Source organism: Janthinobacterium sp. P210006, assembly GCF_036231885.1.
Taxonomy (GTDB): Bacteria; Pseudomonadota; Gammaproteobacteria; order Burkholderiales; family Burkholderiaceae_D; genus Janthinobacterium; species Janthinobacterium violaceinigrum.
Map to the genome: position 1 here is coordinate 167,874 of NZ_JAZARD010000007.1, position 19,213 is coordinate 187,086.

The 19,213-nt window shown below is 64.0% G+C and carries 14 protein-coding genes; 7 read left to right on the plus strand and 7 right to left on the minus strand.

Annotated elements, in window-relative coordinates:
- Positions 1–60: 60 nt before the first annotated feature.
- Both VPH41_RS27400 and VPH41_RS27405 read left to right on the plus strand, forming a co-directional pair.
- On the plus strand, positions 61–771 hold the full coding sequence (locus VPH41_RS27400) for a heavy metal response regulator transcription factor (protein WP_328572145.1): 711 nt from the start codon (positions 61–63) through the stop codon (positions 769–771).
- Entirely contained in the window at positions 768–2,183 is a 1,416-nt protein-coding gene (locus tag VPH41_RS27405) for a heavy metal sensor histidine kinase (RefSeq protein ID WP_328572146.1), read from the plus strand. Before VPH41_RS27400 ends, VPH41_RS27405 begins: the two co-directional genes overlap by 4 nt.
- 131 nt (positions 2,184–2,314) lie before the next feature.
- Here the strand turns inward: VPH41_RS27405 and VPH41_RS27410 are convergent, their stop codons facing one another.
- The 3 genes from VPH41_RS27410 to VPH41_RS27420 all read right to left on the minus strand — a co-directional run bounded on the left by VPH41_RS27410 (position 2,315) and on the right by VPH41_RS27420 (position 8,636).
- Positions 2,315–5,653, minus strand: a complete 3,339-nt coding sequence (locus VPH41_RS27410; protein ID WP_328572147.1) for a DEAD/DEAH box helicase — start codon at positions 5,651–5,653, stop codon at positions 2,315–2,317.
- A 174-nt stretch (positions 5,654–5,827) separates the two neighbouring features.
- Complete coding sequence (locus tag VPH41_RS27415) at positions 5,828–7,537, minus strand: methyl-accepting chemotaxis protein (protein ID WP_328572148.1); 1,710 nt, start codon at positions 7,535–7,537, stop codon at positions 5,828–5,830.
- 208 nt (positions 7,538–7,745) lie between these two features.
- The gene (locus VPH41_RS27420; protein WP_328572149.1) at positions 7,746–8,636 is read right to left on the minus strand and encodes a LysR family transcriptional regulator; all 891 of its coding nucleotides are present in this window, start codon (positions 8,634–8,636) and stop codon (positions 7,746–7,748) included.
- Between the two features lie 124 nt (positions 8,637–8,760).
- Between VPH41_RS27420 and VPH41_RS27425 the strand changes: the two genes are divergently transcribed.
- Both VPH41_RS27425 and VPH41_RS27430 read left to right on the plus strand, forming a co-directional pair.
- Entirely contained in the window at positions 8,761–9,942 is a 1,182-nt protein-coding gene (locus VPH41_RS27425; protein WP_328572150.1) for a serine hydrolase domain-containing protein, read from the plus strand.
- A complete protein-coding gene (locus tag VPH41_RS27430) occupies positions 9,939–11,129 on the plus strand; it encodes an MFS transporter (protein WP_328572151.1) in 1,191 nt (396 codons plus the stop codon). Before VPH41_RS27425 ends, VPH41_RS27430 begins: the two co-directional genes overlap by 4 nt.
- Here VPH41_RS27430 and VPH41_RS27435 read toward each other — a convergent pair.
- From VPH41_RS27435 to VPH41_RS27445, 3 genes are all read right to left on the minus strand, one after another.
- Positions 11,094–11,639 carry a DinB family protein gene (locus VPH41_RS27435; protein WP_328572152.1) on the minus strand — a complete coding sequence of 182 codons (546 nt, stop codon included), beginning with the start codon at positions 11,637–11,639 and terminating at the stop codon, positions 11,094–11,096. The two genes, VPH41_RS27430 and VPH41_RS27435, sit on opposite strands and share 36 nt — an antisense overlap.
- A gap of 31 nt (positions 11,640–11,670) precedes the next feature.
- Positions 11,671–12,270: a MarC family protein gene (locus tag VPH41_RS27440; protein WP_152282294.1), complete on the minus strand. Its 600-nt coding sequence runs from the start codon at positions 12,268–12,270 to the stop codon at positions 11,671–11,673.
- 116 nt (positions 12,271–12,386) lie between these two features.
- Positions 12,387–13,175, minus strand: a complete 789-nt coding sequence (locus tag VPH41_RS27445; RefSeq protein WP_328572153.1) for an AraC family transcriptional regulator — start codon at positions 13,173–13,175, stop codon at positions 12,387–12,389.
- 102 nt (positions 13,176–13,277) lie between these two features.
- On the opposite strand from VPH41_RS27445, the gene VPH41_RS27450 reads away from it, so the two are divergent.
- The 3 genes from VPH41_RS27450 (at position 13,278) to VPH41_RS27460 (ending at position 17,919) form a co-directional block, all read left to right on the plus strand.
- Positions 13,278–14,192, plus strand: coding sequence for a DMT family transporter (locus tag VPH41_RS27450; RefSeq protein WP_152282296.1), 915 nt, complete (start codon positions 13,278–13,280; stop codon positions 14,190–14,192).
- Between the two features lie 41 nt (positions 14,193–14,233).
- The gene (locus VPH41_RS27455; RefSeq protein ID WP_328572154.1) at positions 14,234–15,850 is read left to right on the plus strand and encodes a toxin-antitoxin system YwqK family antitoxin; all 1,617 of its coding nucleotides are present in this window, start codon (positions 14,234–14,236) and stop codon (positions 15,848–15,850) included.
- A gap of 338 nt (positions 15,851–16,188) precedes the next feature.
- Positions 16,189–17,919, plus strand: coding sequence for a methyl-accepting chemotaxis protein (locus VPH41_RS27460; RefSeq protein ID WP_328572155.1), 1,731 nt, complete (start codon positions 16,189–16,191; stop codon positions 17,917–17,919).
- 1 nt (position 17,920) lies between these two features.
- On the opposite strand, the gene VPH41_RS27465 is transcribed toward VPH41_RS27460, so the two are convergent.
- On the minus strand, positions 17,921–19,072 hold the full coding sequence (locus tag VPH41_RS27465) for an AI-2E family transporter (RefSeq protein WP_152282299.1): 1,152 nt from the start codon (positions 19,070–19,072) through the stop codon (positions 17,921–17,923).
- Positions 19,073–19,213: the final 141 nt, after the last annotated feature.

Here is a 19,213-nt window from a genome sequence, read left to right on the forward strand (position 1 = left end):
TCATCCGCGGCGGCGTGCGTGCGGCGTAAAATGGGCTCATATTCCCATTAGAAAGCCGCCATGCGCATCCTGGTCATTGAAGACGAACCGAAGACGGGCGACTATCTGCTGCGCGGCCTGGCCGAGTCCGGCTTTACGGTCAGCCTGGCGCGCAATGGCCGCGACGGCCTGCACATGGCCGGCACGCAGGCACCCGATTTGATCGTGCTCGACGTCATGCTGCCCATCATGGATGGCTGGCAAGTGCTGCGCGCGCTGCGCCTGCAGGAGGGCGGCGCGGACGTGCCCGTCATCTTCCTCACGGCGCGCGACGAGGTACAGGACCGCGTCAAAGGGCTGGAACTGGGCGCCGACGATTACCTGGTGAAACCGTTTGCGTTTGCCGAACTGGTGGCGCGCATCCGCACCCTGCTGCGCCGGGGACCGCCCCGCGAAGACGACGTGATCCGCATCGGCGACATGGAAATCGATGTGATGAAACGCAAGGTCAGCCGGCAAGGCCAGCGCATCACCCTGACGGCCAAGGAATTCGGCTTGCTGCATTTATTGGCGCGGCGCCAGGGCGAAGTGCTGTCGCGCTCCATCATCGCCTCGCAAGTGTGGGACATCAATTTCGAGAGCGATACGAACGTCATCGACGCGGCCATCCGCCGCCTGCGCAGCAAGCTCGACGATCCGTTCGAACCCAAGCTGATCCACACCTTGCGGGGCATGGGCTATGTCTGCGAATTGCGCGCGCCCCATGCTCCCGACAGCGGCGCGGCCGCATGAAGCTGGCGCAACTCCGCCGCTCGCTGACCCTGCGCGTCACGCTCGTGTTCGTGCTGATCGTGGCGCTCGTGTCGGCCGGGCTGGGCATGCATCTGTACCGTTCATTTGTAGCGGAAATCGAGCGCCGCGACGACATTTTATTGCTGGGAAAACTGCGGCAAATCCAGCAATTGCTGGGCAATGCGGGTACCCTGGACATCATCCGCGAACGGCCCCAGTATTTCCGCGACACCATGAGCGGGCAAGAAAATTCCCTGGTCCGCATCGTGCGCGCCGATGGCACGCGTTTGATCGATGTCAATCCGCACGGCGAGGCAGTGGCGCATCCTGTCCCCGTGGCCGTCGATGCACCCGTCACGGCCGGCGACATCGTCAGCTGGACCAGCCGCGACGGCTATCCCGCCCGGGTCGTGGCGGCCAGCGCGCGCATCGGCGATCCTGCGCAGATGGCCGACATTTCCGTCGCCCGGGTCTACGGCGACCGCACGGCCATGTTTGCCGCCTACCGCTGGCAGATCGTCGTGTCGGTGGCCGTCAGCGCGCTGGTGGCGGCGCTGCTGGCCAGCGTGATGCTGTTGCGGGGACTGGGGCCGCTGCGCAATATCGCCGCCCATGCGGCCCTGGTGCGGCCGGGCAAGCTGGGCCAGCAGCTGGAGGCCCGTGGCGCGCCCACGGAACTCCTGCCTCTGATTCAGGCGCTCAATGCCATGCTGGCGCGGCTGCAGGAAGGGTATGCACGGTTGTCGCAGTTTTCCGCCGACCTCGCGCATGAATTCCGCACGCCCGTTACCAATCTGCTGGGACAAAGCCAGGTCATGCTGGCCCGTCCCCGCAGCGCGCACGAGTATGAACAGCTGGTGTCGTCGAATGTGGAAGAGCTGGAACGGCTGTCGCGCATGATCGACAGCATGCTGTTCCTGGCGCGCGCGCAGCAAGATGAAATGGTGCTCGTCAAGCAAGTCTTGCCCGTGCAGGACGAGTTTGTGCGCCTGGCCGATTTCTTTGAAGGCTTGACTGAAGAGCGGGGGCTGGCGCTGGCCTGCCACGGCAGCGGCGAAGTCACGGCCGAACCGCAACTGCTGCGCCGCGCGCTGGGCAATTTGCTGTCGAATGCGATCCGCCACGCGGCGCCAGGCAGCACCATCCTGCTGCGTTCGCACACGACGAACGAGGGCGTGGAATTGAGCGTAAGCAACCTCGGTCCCGCCATTCCCGCGCGCCACTTGCCGCACCTGTTCGACCGTTTCTACCGCGCCGACCCCGCCCGCAGCGATTCGGCCGCTTCCACGGGCCTGGGCCTGGCCATCGTCACGGCCATCATGCAATTGCATGGCGGCAGCGCGACGGTGGCGTCCGACGCGGCCGCCACGACGTTTACCTTGATGTTTCCGCTCCAGCAGCGCGGCGCGTAGGTCGGATTAGGCGGGGCCGCCGAGGCCAAGGCCGTATTCCGACGCAGTGTTGGCGGCAGCGCAGATGTCGGGTTACGCACGGCGTTGCCGCACTCATCCGACCTACGCAGCAACGCATGGTCACGTGGTCGTCAGCCCATCTCCACGAGAAACTCATGCATGCCCGTATGCGGCAATTGCGCGCACGCGGAGGTAAAGTGCGGCAGCTGTCCCCACAGCAGCGGGTTGCCGACGACGTACACATGATGCTGGGCGCGCGTCAGGGCCACGTTGAGCAGGTTCGGCGTGGCGGCTGCCCATTGTGCGGCGCCGGCCGTGCTGTCGTCGGCGCCGAGGACCAGCATCACCACGCTTTGCTCCTTGCCCTGGAAGGTGTGCACGGTGCCCACCATTTGGCTGCTCCACTGGCGCAATTCGCGCGCCGTCGGCGCCTTGCCATAGCCGAGGCGGCGGTCCCAGTCCATGTCGATGATGCGCGAGCGCAATTCGTTGCGCACGGCCTTGAAGGGCGTGATCACGTACATGTCCGGCAGCTTGCCGTCGCGGCGGTACAGTTTCAGCAGCACTTCCAGCACGAAATCGAGCTGCACGGGCACCACCTGCTTGTAGCTGACGGGGCCGGCGGCATCGATCCAGCGGCTGGGGCCCCGCGTGAGCCCACGCGCGCCGGCCGGCGGCGTGCGCTCGGCCAGCCCGTAGACCATCTTGTCTTCGTAGGCGATGCTGTTGGCCAGCGAAAACATCGGTTCCACGCAGCGGCGGTGCACGCGCAGGGGGCTGCCTATCCACAAGGGTTTTTCGCTGCCGGCGCCGACGACGGCGCCATAGCGGTTGGCCTTGTCGGCCAGGGTCTGCACGGAAACGGCCGTTGGCGCGTAACTGCCATCACGCGTGTGCGGCGACAGGGCGGACAAGGTCTGCACGAGGCGGCCCGGTACCGTGAACACGGGTTCGATCTGCAGCGGGTCGCCCACGACGACGGCGCGCTTGGCGCGCCACAGGCTGCCCAGCGCCGTTTGCGGTGGTGCCTGGCCCGCTTCATCGATGAACAGCCAGCCCAGCGATTCGGGGCCCATGCCCTGGAACTGGCGCGCGAACGAGGCGAACGTGGTCGACACGACGGGCACCACCATGAACAGGCTGTGCCACACCATGGCGATGTGCGACTGGTCGTAGGCGCGCTTGTTTTTCAGCAATTTGGAGACGGCCAGCAAGTTGCCGCCAAATCCAGGTCCGCCTTTTTTTGCCACTTCGGCCAGCCAGGCTTCATGCAGGGCCAGGGCCTTGGCGAACAGGCGCGAGCGCAGGCGGGCCAGCGCCGGTTCATGCCACAGGCCGCCAATTTGCAGGGCGTCGCCGTCCAGCTCGTCCAAGGTGGCCGGCGCGATGATGGTGGGAAAGCGCATGCGCGCGCGGCGCAGCAGTTCCGTGCTGTCATCCCATTCGCGCTGGCGCGACTGCGCCGTGCGCAGGGCGATGTGCAGGCTGTTGCGGGCGCGCTCGCAGCGCGGTTCCAGTTCTCCCTTCAGCAGCAGCTTGATGGCGGAGACGTCGCGCGCAGCCTGGCGTTGCGCTTCGGCATTGGCCACGACGGCGTCCTTGTAGGCGCGCGCCGGGGCCGTGCGGAACAATCGGGCAAAGAAGCCGGGTTGCGTCAGCGCCACCAGGCGTTCTTCTTCCAGCAATTCCTTCTTGCTGGCAAGCAGGGTGTTCTGCTGCGCCAGCGCGCCGGCCAGGGCGCCGTTGGCCGCATCCATTTCTTGTTCTGCGGCAATCAGCGCGTGCTGGCTGGCCTCGATGAAATCGGCTTCCGTGCACGTGCCCACGGCTTGCCACAGGGCAGCGTACTGGGCATGCTCGGCCAGGGCCTTTTCCACCACGTGTTCCGTTTCGCGAAACTCGCGGGCCGCCTGGGCAAAGCTGACGCCCTGGTAGCTGGCCAGCCATTGGCGGATATTCTGCGCATTCGGCGTCTTGCGCGGCGTGTTTTTGTCCCAGTCGTCGTCATAGAAATTGCTGACGAAGCGGCGGCGGTTCGCGTTGTTGCCCAACGCGCAGGACATCAAGCCCCATGGCGCTTCCTGTTCGGCCAGGGCGCGGTTGGCGCCATTGCCATCGGCCACGACCCGGCGCGCCACGCTTTCGAAATAGCGCGTGCGCGCCCATTCCTTGCCCAGCTGCTTGGGTTTAGGTAAATCGCCAGAAATATTTTCCACCGCCGCATTGTTCGACGAGGCGACGACCATTTCAAATCCCGTCAGTTCCGGGCGCAAGCGGGCGATGGTGATGGGGTCGCGCACGCCTTCGAAAGCCACGGCCACCTTGCCGATGAAGGCGTCGGCAGCGCGGTCCAGGCAGGACAGCACGGCGGCGCGGCGCACGATGTTGTCGGCGAACAATTCACGCAATAACGTCGTCTTGCCCGTGCCCGGCGGGCCGTTGACGGAAAAAATGCCCCGTTCGTGCAAGCCCGTGCGCGCGCCGTGGATGGCGAACTGCTGCATCAGGCTCATGGCGTAGCTGGCGTCTTCCAGCCAGTGTCCACGGTTCATGTTGGCGGGATTGAGCATGGCGGCCAGCGCCTGGCGTCCGGCCGGGCTGTACAGGTCGATGCGCTCATCCTGCGCCAGCGGCGTCAGATAGGCGGCGACCGTCGCGGGCAGCTTGCCGCCGCGCAAGGCGCGGATGATCTGTTCCAGGTCGTCGAGGTAAAAACTGTTGAGGATATCGATGCGTGGTTCCACCGCGTCGCCAAAGTCCAGGGTGCGGTTCTGGCTCGTTTCCGCCAGGTCGGCATCCGTCACGGCCGCGCGTTTCTTGCGCGTACGCAATTCCAGCACGGCCAGCGGCTGGCCTGCCGACGGATGGAAGCCGGCCCAGTCGCGCAGCAGGTCGGCCAGCGCCGCGATCTCCATGCCGGACAGGGGAGATGAGACATTGCCGGCTTCGTCTGTTATCTGCTGCGCCGCGCGCCTTGCCGCGAAGTTGCGCAGGCTGTCTTGCAGCGCCAGCTGGCTGTCGCTGAAGGCGTCCAGGCTCAGGCCCGACCAGTCCGGCGTGCGGGCGCGGCCCAGCGCCCACGGCAAGGTCGACACGGATACGGGATCGAACTGCGGCTCGCCCAGCGCATTGAGGGACAGGCGGGCAAAGCACGAGCGTCCCAGCAATTCTGTTTTTTCTGTTTCGGCAATGTTTTCCGGGCCGATGGGGGCGGGACAGGCCTTGTTGATTTCAGCCTTGTCGAACACGCCGAGGAACAGGCTAAAGCCGTCGATCTCGCGGTCGGACGGGACTTGCCATTGCGTGGCGAACTGTGGCGGCAATTGCGCCAGCTGTTCGCGGTGGAGGAGACGCACGGTGGACTGGTCTTCAACGTCCGTGATTTGATTCAGGTCAAACGGGATAAAGAATTCGATCTTGTGCCAATACTCCAGGATAGCCAGGAGGCGCTGCTGTTCTGCCTGATTCATGATGACCAATATTTTGTAAAGCGAGCGAGGATTGTAAAGCGTATGCGCGGTGCACGTTTTGCACTTTTGTCTATTGCGCGGGCTTTGCCGCAAAAAAAGTGGGGTTTGCAGACGAAAAAAAGCCAGGCAGCAACTTCCTGCCTGGCTGGCGCGTCGAGGGGAAGTGCTTATTGCTTAAAACTCTTCCCATTCGCTCTCGGCGCCGGCAGTGTTGCGGCGCGCCGGTGCGGCGGCCACGGCCTGGCGCACGGGCGCCTTGCGGGCCACGGGACGTGCCGGCGCGGCGATACGGCTGCGGGTGGCGGCCAGTTTGACGGCGGGTTGATGTGCGGCAACGGCGTTGCCCGTCTTGAAGAAGCCCACCACATGCGCCAGCTCGCCCGCCTGTTCCTGCATGCTTTGCGAAGCGGCTGCCGCTTCTTCCACGAGGGCCGCGTTTTGCTGCGTCACTTCATCCATCTGGGCAATGGCCATGTTGATCTGTTCGATGCCGATGGTCTGTTCGTGCGTGGCGGACGTGATTTCGCCCATGATGTCGGTGACGCGCACGATGCTGTCGACGATGTCGCCCATGGTCTGGCCCGCTTCATTGACGAGGCGCGAACCCGTGTCCACGTTGGCGACGGAGGCGGCGATCAGCTCCTTGATTTCCTTGGCGGCCGAGGCCGAGCGGTGCGCCAGGTTGCGCACTTCCGTGGCCACGACGGCAAAGCCACGGCCCTGTTCGCCTGCGCGCGCCGCTTCCACGGCCGCGTTCAAGGCGAGGATGTTGGTCTGGAAGGCGATGCCGTCGATGACGCCGATGATGTCGACGATCTTGCGCGACGATTCATTGATGGTGCCCATGGTGTCGACCACTTGCGAGACGATGCTGCCGCCGCGCACGGCCACTTCCGACGCGCTTTTCGCCAACTGGTTTGCCTGGCGCGCATTGTCCGCATTCTGTTTCACGGTCGACGTCAGTTCTTCCATCGACGACGCCGTTTCTTCCAGCGAACTGGCTTGCTCTTCCGTGCGCGACGACAGGTCGAGGTTGCCGGCGGCAATTTCGCTCGACGCCGTGGCGATGGCGTCCGTGCCGTGACGCACTTGCGCCACCACGCCCAACAGGCTGTCGTTCATGGCTTTCAGGGCGCCCAGCAGGCGGCCCGTTTCATCGCTGGAATTGACGACGATGTGCGAGGACAAGTCGCCCGATGCCACGGTTTCGGCCACGCTGACTGCCGCATTGATGGGACGGGTGATCGAGCGCGTGATGATCCACGCCACGAAGGCACCCAGCAGCACGGCCAGGCTGCCCAGGGTAAGCATGAAGGCGCGCGCGCTGGCGCTCAGCGTTTCGGCGTCCGTTGCCGCCTGCGCCGCCTGTTCGCCCTCATACGCGACCAGGCTGTCGAGCGCGCCCAGCACCCGCTTCAGGCTCGGCGCCGCCTGCTGCGTCAGGAAGGCGATCGCCTCTTCCGTCTGGCCCGCATTGCGCAGCTCGATGACCTTGTTGTTCAGCGGCGCGCCCGATTTCAGTGCCGCGTCCAGTTCGGCCATCAGCGCCGTTTCCTTGTCCGTCGAGATTTTCTTTTGCAGGGTTTCCTTGGCGGCGCCGTACTTCTTGCGCGCTTCGCCGATCTTTGCCAGCTCCGCCTGCACCAGCGCTTCAGTCGGCGCCACCACCACGCTGGTGATCGCCAGGGTAATGTTGCGCACGTTGTCGCTCATGGTATTGGCGGCCGCCATCTTGACGTTCTTGTCGGCCACGATGTCGTGGGTACGTGCGCTCAGTTGCCCCATGGAATACAGGCCGACGAGCAAGACGGCCACCAGCAGGCCGAGGACGACAGCAAATCCGATCCCGAGCCGGGTGCCGATTTTGAATTGTGTGAGTGACATGATTGCTTTCGTGTTACGGAAGTGAGGGAAAACGTCGACAGGCCAGGGCTACGGGTTTATACGTAAGGGCGGCCAGCCTGTAATTGTTCCTCAAAATTCCGCACTGCAATACAAATACTTGTATCAAGTCCCCGAAAAGTTAAAAAATTGGTAGCAAATTAAATAAGTTGTCGTGTGGAAACAACGAGCGCCGCGCCAGCCGGAAAAATCAGCGCTGGGGAAACACGTGGCTGGCCAGGAAATCGATGAAGGCGCGCAATTTCGGCGTCAGGTGACGGCTGCTGGGCCACAGGATGCGGAAGGCGCCGTCGTGCTGGCGGTGGGCGTCCAGCACGCTGTGCAGGCGGCCGGCGGCGAGCGCTGCGCGCACGGCAAAGTCAGGCAGGGCGGCGATGCCCAGGCCGCTTTCGGCAAAGTGCAGCAGGGTTTCCACATTGTTGCAGTTCAGTAGCGCAGGCAAGCCGGCCGCGTGCAGGGCCGGCCACTCGGGCAGGGGCCAGGCTTCGACCTTGCCGCTGCTGGGAAACTTGTACAGCAGGCAAGTGTGCTGCGCCAGATCGGCGGGAAGCACCGGCGTGCCATGCCGGGCCAGGTAGGCGGGCGCGGCCACCAGCTGCAGCTGGAACTGGCCCAGCTGGCGGCTCATCAAACGGCTGTCGGCGCTTTCGCCCGCGCGCACGACGGCGTCGTAGCCCTCTTCAATCACATCGACCCGGCGGTCGCTGAAATCGAGGTCCAGCTCCACCTGCGGATAGGCGCGCGCGAACGCGGCCAGCACGGGATTGAGCAAGCTGCCCACCAGCGGCAGGCTGACGCGCAGCCGGCCTTGCGGTGCGCTCTTGCTATTGGATAACTCCAGCTCGGCCGCTTCGATCTCGCCCAGGATGCGCCGGCAGCGTTCGAGAAACACGGTGCCCTCGCTGGTCAGCGCGATGCTGCGCGTGCTGCGGTGAAACAGGCGCACGCCCAGGCGCGCTTCCAGCCGCGCGATGCTCTTGCCCACGGCCGAGGCGGAAATGCCGAGCACCCGGCCCGCCGCTACAAAACTGCGCAGTTCCGCCGCCTGCACGAAGGCCGTGAATCCCGCCAGGTTATCCATCTCGTTTCCGTTTCATCGCCATTAATTGCGGATGCCAACGTCCGCACAGACAGAAACTATAGCCCATTTTTCTTTGATCTCGCCTGCCTTACCTTGGCAGCTTGATCATTTGAAAGGCTCAGCCATGACTTCTTCCTTTTCTCCCGCGACCTTGTCCGCCCGCATCGATGCCGTGCTGGATGCTGTCGTGCAGCAACAGCGCCTCGTGGGCGCTGTGGTGCTGGTGCGCCACCGTGGCCAGGATGTGTATCGCCGCGTGGCCGGCCACCTGGACCGCGAGGCGGGCACGCCCATGCGCGAGGATGCCATCTTCCGCCTGGCGTCCGTCAGCAAACCCATCGTCTCGGCGGCCGCGCTGGCGCTGGTGGGACAGAACCGCCTGGGCCTGGACGATCTCGTGGTGCGCTGGCTGCCGTATTTTGCCCCGCGCCAGCCGGACGGCATGGTGGCGGCGATGACCGTGCGGCATTTGCTCACGCACACGGCCGGCCTCGATTACGGCTTCTTCCAGCCACCGGGCGGCGCGTATGCGCAGGCGGGGGTGTCCGACGGCATGGATGCCTCCCGCATGACCCTGGAAGAGAACCTGCGCCGCCTGGCCACCGTGCCGCTCGCGTATGCGCCGGGCGCGCGCTGGGCCTATTCGATCGCCACCGACGTGCTGGGCACCGTGATCGAAGCGGTGACGGGATTGCCGCTGGCGCAAGCCGTGCAACAGCTGGTGACGGCGCCGCTGGCCATGCACGACACGGGTTTTATTGCCACGGACCCCGCGCGCCTGGCCGTCGCCTATGCGGACCGTGCGGCGGGAGAATCCCAGCCGCGGCGTTTGCGGGAGGCGGGGGACGATCATCTGCCGTTTCTCGATGGTATGGCAGGGTTTGCCCTGTCGCCGGCGCGCGCGCTCGATGTGCATGCGTACCCATCGGGCGGCGCCGGCATGCTGGGCTCGGCGGACGACTTCATGCGCCTGCTGGAAACCCTGCGCCTGGGCGGCGCGCCGCTGCTGCCGCCCGCGCTGGCGCGCCAGATGGGCACCAGCCAGACGGGCGGTTTCGAGCTGCCCTTCTGGCCGGGTCGCGGCTTCGGCCTGGGTTTTACGGTGCTGACCGATCCGCGGCTTGCCGCCACGCCGGAGTCCGTCGGCAGCTGGCGCATGGGCGGCACATATGGCCACTCGTGGTTTGTCGACCCTGCGCAGGAATTGTCCGTGGTGGCGTTCACGAATACGGCACTGGAGGGCATGGCGGGACCGTTCGTGACGGCACTGTGCCAGGCCGTGTATGGCGTGGAGCAGGGGCAATGACCCGCCCGCATCCCGTCGTTTTCCTCGCGCTGGGCCTGTTCGGCGTGTATTGCATCGAGTTTGGCGTGGTGGGGATCTTGCCGATGATTATGCAGCGCTTTGGCGTGACGGCCGCGCAGGCGGGTTCGCTGGTGAGCCTGTTTGCGCTGGTGATCGCCGCGGGCGGTCCCTTCCTCGTGCTGCTGGCCACGCGCTGGCGCCGCAAGCGCGTGCTGATCGTTTCCCTGCTGGTGTTTGCGCTGGCCAGCGCGGCGTCCGCATATGCGCCCCGCTTCGAGTGGCTATTGGCGTTGCGTATCGTGCCGGCCCTGTTCCACCCTGTGTATTTTTCGCTGGCCATGGTGGCCGCTGCCGCCCTGTACCCGCCCCGCGAGGCGGCGCGGGCCGGCGCGCATGCGTTCACGGGCACCAGCATGGGGATGGTGCTGGGCATTCCGCTGACGACCTGGATTGCCGCGCAATATGGCTACGAGGCATCGTTCCTCGCTTGCGCGCTCGTCAATGCGCTGGCCGCGCTGGGGCTGTTCCTGTTCTTGCCCGATACGCCGCAGGAAGCGCCGATGGCGTATGGCCGTCAATTGGCCGTGCTGCGCAAACTGTCCCTGTGGCTCAATATTGCCGCCGCCGTGCTGGTGTTTGCCGCCATGTTTGCCGTGTATGCGTATGCGGCCGCTTACCTGCAGCAGGTGGCGCGCTTGTCGGCACGCCAGACGGGGCTGGCGCTGGTGGTGTTTGGCGTGGGCGGCGTGGCCGGTAATCTGTTCGCGGGGCGTCAGCTGGGCACGCATGTGCTGCGCACGGTGGTGCTGCAGCCCGTGCTGCTGGGGCTGGCGTACTGGCTGCTGTACCGTTACGCGGGCACGGGTCCCGGCTGGGCGGCGCTGGCCGTCCTGCTGCTGTTCTGGGGCGCGGCGCATACGAGCGGGCTGATTGTCACGCAAGTGTGGCTCAGCAGCGAAGCGCGCGAGGCACCCGCATTCGCCATCGGCGTGTATATCGCCGCCATCAACCTGGGCGTGACGGTGGGCGCGCTGGCCGGTGGCATGGCTATTGAACAATACGGCATGCAGGGGGCGCTGGGCTGCGGCGCGCTGTTGGGGGCGCTGGCGCTGGCCGTGATCGCGTTGAAAGCGTGGTGCTACCGCCGGCCGTCAGCTTTCGATATGGTTGGGGATGCGAAACAGTAGATCCGTATCGCCGATGTCCACGCCCGCTTGCGACAGCAGGGTGCTGGCCTGGCCCCGGTGGTGCGTCTGGTGGTTGAAGAAATGCATGAGCAGGCTGAAAAACTCGCGCCGGTTCGGGCCCTTGCTGTTGCGGTAATCGAGCAAATGGTCGAGGTCGCCTTCCGTAATGGAAGCGGCCCAGTCCACGATGACCTGGTCCAGCCACAGCCGGTGCGCATGCATGGCGGCAAAATCCTCGGCCGCAAACAGCGGGTGCGTGAGCGAGGCGGGCGGCGTGATGGCGCGGATGGGGTCGAGCAGGGGAAAGCCGGCCGGGTGTTTCGCGTAGCGCTGCAGCCACAGGGTGTCGCCCACCATCACGTGGTTCAGGGTGGCCAGCAGCGAGCCGAAGAAGGCGCCCCGCTCGCGCCGCAGTTCTTCCAGCGGCAGGCCGGCGGCCGCCGCGTAGACCTTGGCATTCATCCACTGGTTGTAATCGGCCATCAGGCATATGTGGGCGCAACGGCTCATGGTGATTCCTCCAGTGGTTGACTGTCGTATGTTAAACGGATTTCAGGAATGCGCGTATGCCGGCGAGCAACATTTCAATCGCCATCGCCGTCAGGATCAAGCCCATCAGGCGCTCGAACGCCGTCATGACTCTTGGACCCAGCGCCCGTTGCAAGCGTTCGGCGCACAGGAAAACGGCCAGCCAGACGGCGGCCACGGCCGTCAAGCCCGCCACGTGGGCGATGACGTCGTTCATTTCATGCGAGGAAAACAGCAAGACGGTCGCCAGGGCCGATGGGCCGGCCAGCGCGGGGATGGCCAGCGGCACGATGAACGGTTCGCCGCCCATCTCGTGGTCGCTATTGCCGGCGCTGGGCTGCGGAAACACCATGCGCATGGCGATCAGGAACAGGATCACGCCGCCGCCGATGCGCAGCGCGACTTCCGATAACTGCAAGGCGTTCAGGAAGTGGCGGCCGAAGAACATAAACAGCAGCAAGATACCGAAGGCGATCATGCATTCGCGCACCACGACTTTCCAGCGCCGCTCGACCGGTACCCGTTTCAGGGCATTGACGAACAGGGAAACGTTGCCGAACGGGTCGGTGACAAGCAAGAGCAGGATAAATGTCTGGAAAAAATTCTGTGTCATGGTGATGTGATTGAGGTCAGCACCGCTGCCAGGATGGGCGCGCTGCGATAAGGCTTGCGATGATAACAAGAGCGGCGACTATCGCCCATGATTATTGATGCATAGCAGCATTTTTTTTACACAGCGATGACTTTTGCCTGGTAAAACGCCGTTGGCGTGGTGCCGAAATGCTTTTTGAACATGGCTGCAAACGCGCTCTGGCTCGTGTAGCCGTTGTCCATGGCCACGTCGATGACCTTGCTGCCGTGCGCCAATTGTTCCAGCGCCCGCAGCAGGCGTGCCTGCTGGCGCCATTGGCCGAAGCGCATGCCCGTCTGTTTCTGGAACAGCCGGTGCAGGCTGCGCTCGGTGATGGCCAGTTCCTGCGCCCAGTGCGCCACCGTCTGCTGTTCGCCCGGCTGTTCCATCAGTCGCGCGCAAATGCCGCGCAGGCGCGCATCGACGGGTAACGGCAAGTACAGGGGCAGCACGGGCAGGCTGTCGAGCTCATGCAACAGCAATTGCAGCAGATGCCAGTCGCGGCTGCCTTCCGTGAAATCGGGCGCGATGTCGACGGCCGCCACGATCAATTGCCGCAGCAGGGGACTGATGTCGAGCACGCAACTGTGGCGCGGCAACAGCGGTGAGCTGGCGCAATCGATGAAGACCGTGCGCATCTTCACGGCGCCGCTCATGCGCACCTGGTGCGCGATGCCGGGCTGCAGCCACACGCCACGCGTGGGCGGCACCACCCAGCGTCCGCCCTGCGCCTCGATAGTCATCACGCCCTCGATGGCATACAGCAATTGCGCATGCGTGTGGCGGTGCACGGAAATCACATGGCCGTGCGCATAGTCGATGGCCAGCGCCATGGCGCGCGCCGTGACGGGCAGCAATTCTTGAAACGCGGGGGCGGTGCAATCCATGAGAATAAGGTCAGTTTTGCGACAGGTATGGACATCTTAGCGCGAGAAGGCGCGGCGCGTCTGCGGCATGATGGTTTCCCGCAATGATTTATGGAGCTACGCATGCCTGTGCGCGCCTATCTGTATCCGTTTCTGGCCATGCTGCTGTGGGCCGGCAACGTCGTCGTCTCGAAGCTGGCCGCGTCCAGCATCGCCCCCACGGCCATCACCTTTTACCGCCTGGTGCTGGTCTTGCTGGTGATGACGCCGTTTATTGCCCGCCCCCTGTGGCGCAACCGTGCCGCCCTTCGCCGCCAGTGGTGGCAGCTGGCCCTGTGCGGCGTGATGTCGATGGCGCTGTTCCAGAGCCTGTCCTACCGCGCCGCGGAAAGCACGACGGCCACCAACATGGCCATCGTCACGGCGCTGGCGCCCCTGATGACGGCCTTGCTCAGTGTGCTGCTGCTGGGCGAGCGATTGACACTGGGCATGGCGGCCGGCGGCGTGCTGTCGTTTGGCGGCCTGCTGTACCTGGTGGGGCGCGGCGACGTGCTGGCCTTGCTGCACCAGGGCGTGCATGCGGGCGATGCCCTGATGCTGCTGGCCTGCCTGGTATTTGCCCTGTATGGCGTGCTGCTGCGCCGCTGGCGTTTATCGATTCCCGCCTGGCAAGCCATCTATTGTCAGGCCTTGGCGGCCCTGGCCTGCATGTTGCCGCTGTTCCTGCTGTTGCCGCCCGGCAGCGCCAAGCTCGATGCCACCACCTTGCCCCTGATCGGCTATGCGGGGATCGGCTCGTCCATCGTGCTGTCCTACCTGTGGATCGAAGGGGTAAAACTGCTGGGACCGAACCGCTGCAGCATCTACGTCAACCTGCTGCCCTTGCTGACGGCCTTGCTGGCGATACTCTGGCTGCACGAAAGCATGCATGCGTACCACCTGGTCGGCGGCGGCATCTCGCTGCTGGGCGTGCTGCTGGCGCAGACGGTGCAGCGGCCCCTGTGGCGCCAGCGTCCTGGCGTGTCCGGGCTTGCCTGAACGGCCATGCATAATGGCGGTTTTCGGGCAGTGGAGTTGGCATGCGGCAAATATTTTGGATGAGTACGATGGCGGGACTGCTGGCGCTGGGCGCCCTGGCGCCGGCACAGGCGGCACGTTTCTACGAAGGCGCTCCCATGGCCTATTCCAGCGTTGTCGAACGCCGCGACGGCGGCGTGGTGCTGGCCTTCCTGCGGGAAAATGGCGAAGTCAACGGTTACTATTGCCAGTGCAATGGCCTCAGCGACAAGCGCATGAACCTGGACAAGTATGGCAAGGCCAGCATCGCCGCCGTGTTTCAGGTCGACCTCGACAGCGAAGGCGAAACCACGTTCGTGCTCAGCCGCAGCGCTGGCAGCGGCACGGCCTATGGCTTGCATGCCTACCGCTACGAATCCAGCGGCGGCAAAATGTTCAAGGTCGCCGCCCTGCAGCCCACCCTGGACGCCATCGTGCGCGGCGCCACATCCATGGACGAGGCGCGGGTGCGCGCCGCGCTGGCATCCTTGCAGCTGATCGATTACAGCATCGATTACGCGCCCACGGGCGTGGCCGAGTTCGACGCCATCGAGCATGGCCACGGTACCCTGGTCGGCTATTTCAATATCGATGGCGAGTTATTGTCCAGCAAGCCGGCCGATGCACCGGCGTTTGCCTATAAAAAAACGTTCGAGGAAAAAGACGGCCATTTTCTGACCGTTACCTATCTGCTGGGCAAGGGCTGGCAGGGAGGGCACGCGTCCAGTTATCACATCAAGTGGATCACCTGGGAAACGCAGCCGCAGCGCTTTGCCGCCAGCCAGGATGGCTACTTTATCGAATACGACGTGAATTGCTGCGTGGGCAGCGTGTTTGCCCGCGGCCAGTATGCGCAGGGCAAGCGCACCGGCGTATGGCATTATGAAGAGCCGCTGACCATCCGCTCGGTGGGCGCTTTTGTCGACAGCAAGGCGGAAGGACCGTGGACGTACGAAAGCGGCGAGGAAACGACGACGGGCCAGATGCGCAACGGCCAGCGCACGGGACGCTGGGAAGTGAGCCCGGGCGTGGAGGAATGGCGCGAGGCCGGCAAGGGCAACTACCAGGGTTTCGATACTTTCGTCCGGGACCGCCTGGACGGCCCCAGCGAGCGACGCATCGGTACGGTGGTGCACTGGCAGGGCAACTATGTAAATGGCAAGAAGCAGGGCCCGTGGATCGAACCTGGCGGTGGCGGCAACTACGTCGATGACGTGCCGCAGGGGCCGTGGAAGAAGGCGACGCCGGACGGCGGCTGGCAAGTGTTGACCATGCTCGATGGCAAACCGGAAGGCAAGCTCGAGCAATACGGGGCCGACGGCCAGCTGGAACTGGTCGAGCATTATCGCCTGGGCGTGCTCGAGGGGCCGATGGAGAGTTTTTATCCGGATGGCAAGCGGCGTTACCAGGGCACGTTTGTTGATGGCAAGCGCGATGGCGGGGAAACCCTGTTTTATCCCGATGGCGAACTGCCGCAATTTCACCGCAACTGGCACCAGGGCGTGTTGCATGGCGCCAGCATCGAACATTTCCAGAACGGGAAACCTAAGCAGATAGGCAATTATCACATGGGCAAGAAAACGGGCCGCTTCCAGTATTTCCGCGACGATGGCCAGTTAATTGAAGAAACCGTCTATTAACATACCTGGCATTCCGGCGCGACCGCGCACGTCAGCGGAATGCCAGTTCTGCGCAAAAAACATCATCCGCTTGTTACAAAGCGTGAAAATCCATGCTGGATGTTGCTACTGGTAATCTTTCCCTGTATCTTGCAGTCAGGAAATTAAAAATACGGAAAACCTCAACCCTGTTGACCTGTATTTCACTCCTGACGATATGCGCGGGCCGCCTTCCCCCCTGCCGCCGCACACGCCGTATCGACCTGTCCTGAACAATTCACGTGACCCGCCCATCTGGCGTTTGCCGCTATCTCGTCCGGCATGCGCAAGCATGGTTGCGCCCTTACCAAGGAAACTGCATGTTGTCGAACATAACAATAAAAATGCGCCTGATCGCCACCATGAGCGTGCTGGGCTTGCTGATCGCCGTACTGGCCGCCATGAGCATGATCGGGCTGAAATCGGCCAACAACAGCCTCAACGAGGTCTACAGCAATCAGCTGGCATCGACGCAAGCGATCGGCGAATCGCAAATTGCCCTGGGCCGTGCCCGTTTCACGATGGACCGCGTGATGGTGCACCCCGATGCGCCCGATGCCAAGGATACCCTGGCCCGCGCCGAACAATTCCTGGAAGCGTCGAACAAGGCCTGGAAGGTGTACCTGGCCTTGCCGCAGAGCGCGGAAGAAAAGCGCCTGTCCGACGACATGGACAAGAAGCGCAGCGATTACATGAACAATGGCGTGCTGACCATGAGCAAGGCTTTGCGTGAAGGAAATATCGCGCAAGCCGATGGCTTGATGATGAAGGGCCTCACGCCCCTGTACCGCAGCCTGGACCAGGCCGCCGAAACATTGACGCAATACCAGGCCAGCTCGGCCGCCAAGATGTATGCGGAAAGCCAGGCCAGCTACCACACGCAAGTGACGATGGCCATTATCGGCATGGTGGTGGGCGCCTTGCTGACCATTATTTCCAGCGTCTTGCTGCTGCGCGCCATCTTCGGTCCGCTGGACCAGGCCCTGCGCCATTTCGGCGCCATTTCGGACGGCAACCTGGCCAATCACATCGTCATCACGCGCAACGATGAAATGGGCGCCTTGCTGACGGGCTTGCAGAAAATGCAGGAACGCCTGTCGACCACGGTGCGCGGCGTGCGCGACGGCAGCGGCGCCATCGCCACGGCCAGCAATGAAATCGCCTCGGGCAACCTGGATTTGTCGAGCCGTACGGAGCAGCAAGCGTCGAGCCTGGAAGAAACGGCCTCTTCGCTGGAAGAGCTGACCTCGACCGTCAAGCAGAATTCCGACAATGCGCGCCAGGCAAACCAGCTGGCCGTCTCCGCCTCGGACGTGGCCGTCAAAGGCGGCGCGCTGGTGGCGCAAGTGGTCGATACCATGGGCAGCATCAGCGAATCGTCGAAAAAGATCGCCGACATCATCGGCGTGATCGACGGCATTGCTTTCCAGACCAACATCCTGGCCTTGAACGCGGCCGTGGAAGCGGCGCGCGCCGGCGAGCAGGGGCGCGGCTTTGCCGTCGTCGCCACGGAAGTGCGCAACCTGGCGCACCGCTCGGCCAGCGCCGCCAAGGACATCAAGGTGCTGATCGAAGCGTCGGTGCAGAACGTGGGCGCGGGCAGCGCGCTGGTCAGCCAGACGGGCACGACGATGGACGAGATCGTTTCCAGCATCCGCCGCGTGACGGACATCATGGGTGAAATCAGCGCCGCCGGCCGCGAGCAGGAACTGGGCATCGGCCAGATCAATCAAGCCGTGGCGGAAATGGATACCGTGACGCAGCAGAATGCGGCGCTGGTGGAAGAAGCGGCAGCCGCGTCGGAATCCATGCAGGAGCAGGCGGCCGCGCTGGCCGAGATGGTCAGCATTTTCAAGCTTGACGCCAACCATAGCGGCCCCGCTGCCGCCAAGCCTGCCTTGCGCAAGCCTGTCGTGGCCGCCGCCAGCACGGCCTTGAAACGCCCGGCGCTGCACCTGGCGCCAGCCCGTGCGGCGGCCGCACCTGCTGCCGCTAAACCGCGTCCGGCCAAGCCTGCTGCCGACAACAGCGGCGAGTGGGAAGAGTTTTAAGTTACGGCGCTTCCAGGGTGGCTTTGCTACCCTGTTCCTGCAATCGCGCCGCCTCGGCCAGGGCCTGGGCGCGCGCTTCCTCTGCGGCCTGTTCCGCTTTCTCCAGCGCATCATGGCGTGCCTGCAAGGCCGCCCGCGCGCGCACGAAGACGATCTTGATGGCCGCCATCACGGGCACGGACAGGAAGATACCCACCACGCCGCCCAGCTGGTCGCCGGCCAGCAAGCCCACGATCACCATCAGCGGGCTCACTTCCACGCCTTCGCTCATCAAGTACGGGTTGACCACGTAATCCTGGAACAAACGGTAGGCGGCAATAAAGCCGATCAGCCAGAACACGTGCTCGAAGCCGCTGAAGCCGGCCACGACGACGGCGATGACGGCGGCGGCCAGCGGGCCGGCAAACGGAATGAATTCCAGCAAGGCCGCGGCGCCGGCCAGCAGCAGGCTGTACGGCACGCCCATCAGGGAAAAGGCGATGCTGTAGGACACAAAAGTGGCGATCGATAACAGCAGCAGGGCGCGCACATAGCGCGACAGCAAGATGTCGAGGTCGTCGATGATGGCGCCCCAGAGTTTCTTGTTCGGACGGTTCAGCAGGGACAGCAAGCCGTCGCGCATGTCCGGTCCTTCCTTGATCAGCAAAAAGCTCAGCACGGGCACCAGCACCAGATAGATCAGGTTGCTGGCCGCATGCATGACGGTCAAGCCCAGTTCTTTCGCCAGCGGCATCGCTTGTCCCGAACCGCTGCTCAGCTGCGTCTGCATGAACGACAGCAGGCGCGCGCGCAACGGTTCCATGAATTCCGGCAAAGGAATGCGTTCGGCAAAGTTGTTGCCCTTGAGCAGGGTTGGTAACTGATCGCTGAGCTTGATTGCTTCTTCCTCGATGCGGGCGCCAAAGATGGAACCCAGTATCGCCACCAGCAAGATCACCACGAGGAAGACGATGCCGATATTGGCCGTGCGCGGCAAACGCTTCGGCCCATACCGCTCCAGCAGCCCGATCAGCGGATACACGAGGTAGCTGAAGAAAATGGCAAAGACCACCACGATCAGGGTCGACGAGACCTTGTAGGTGAGAAACAGCAGGAAGGCGATGAGGAAAGCCGTCCACACCATCTTGGCAACGCGCAAGTTAAAACCGAACATATGAATTCCTTAGGGCAGAATGCTACGCAAGCGTGGCTGGCTTGTAGGGCGGGGTGGGCAAGGCAGGGATCGGGCCGCGCCGCACGGCCGGAAATCATACCGCAAAATGCCAAAATGCCATGCTCCTGTGCGTAATGGCAA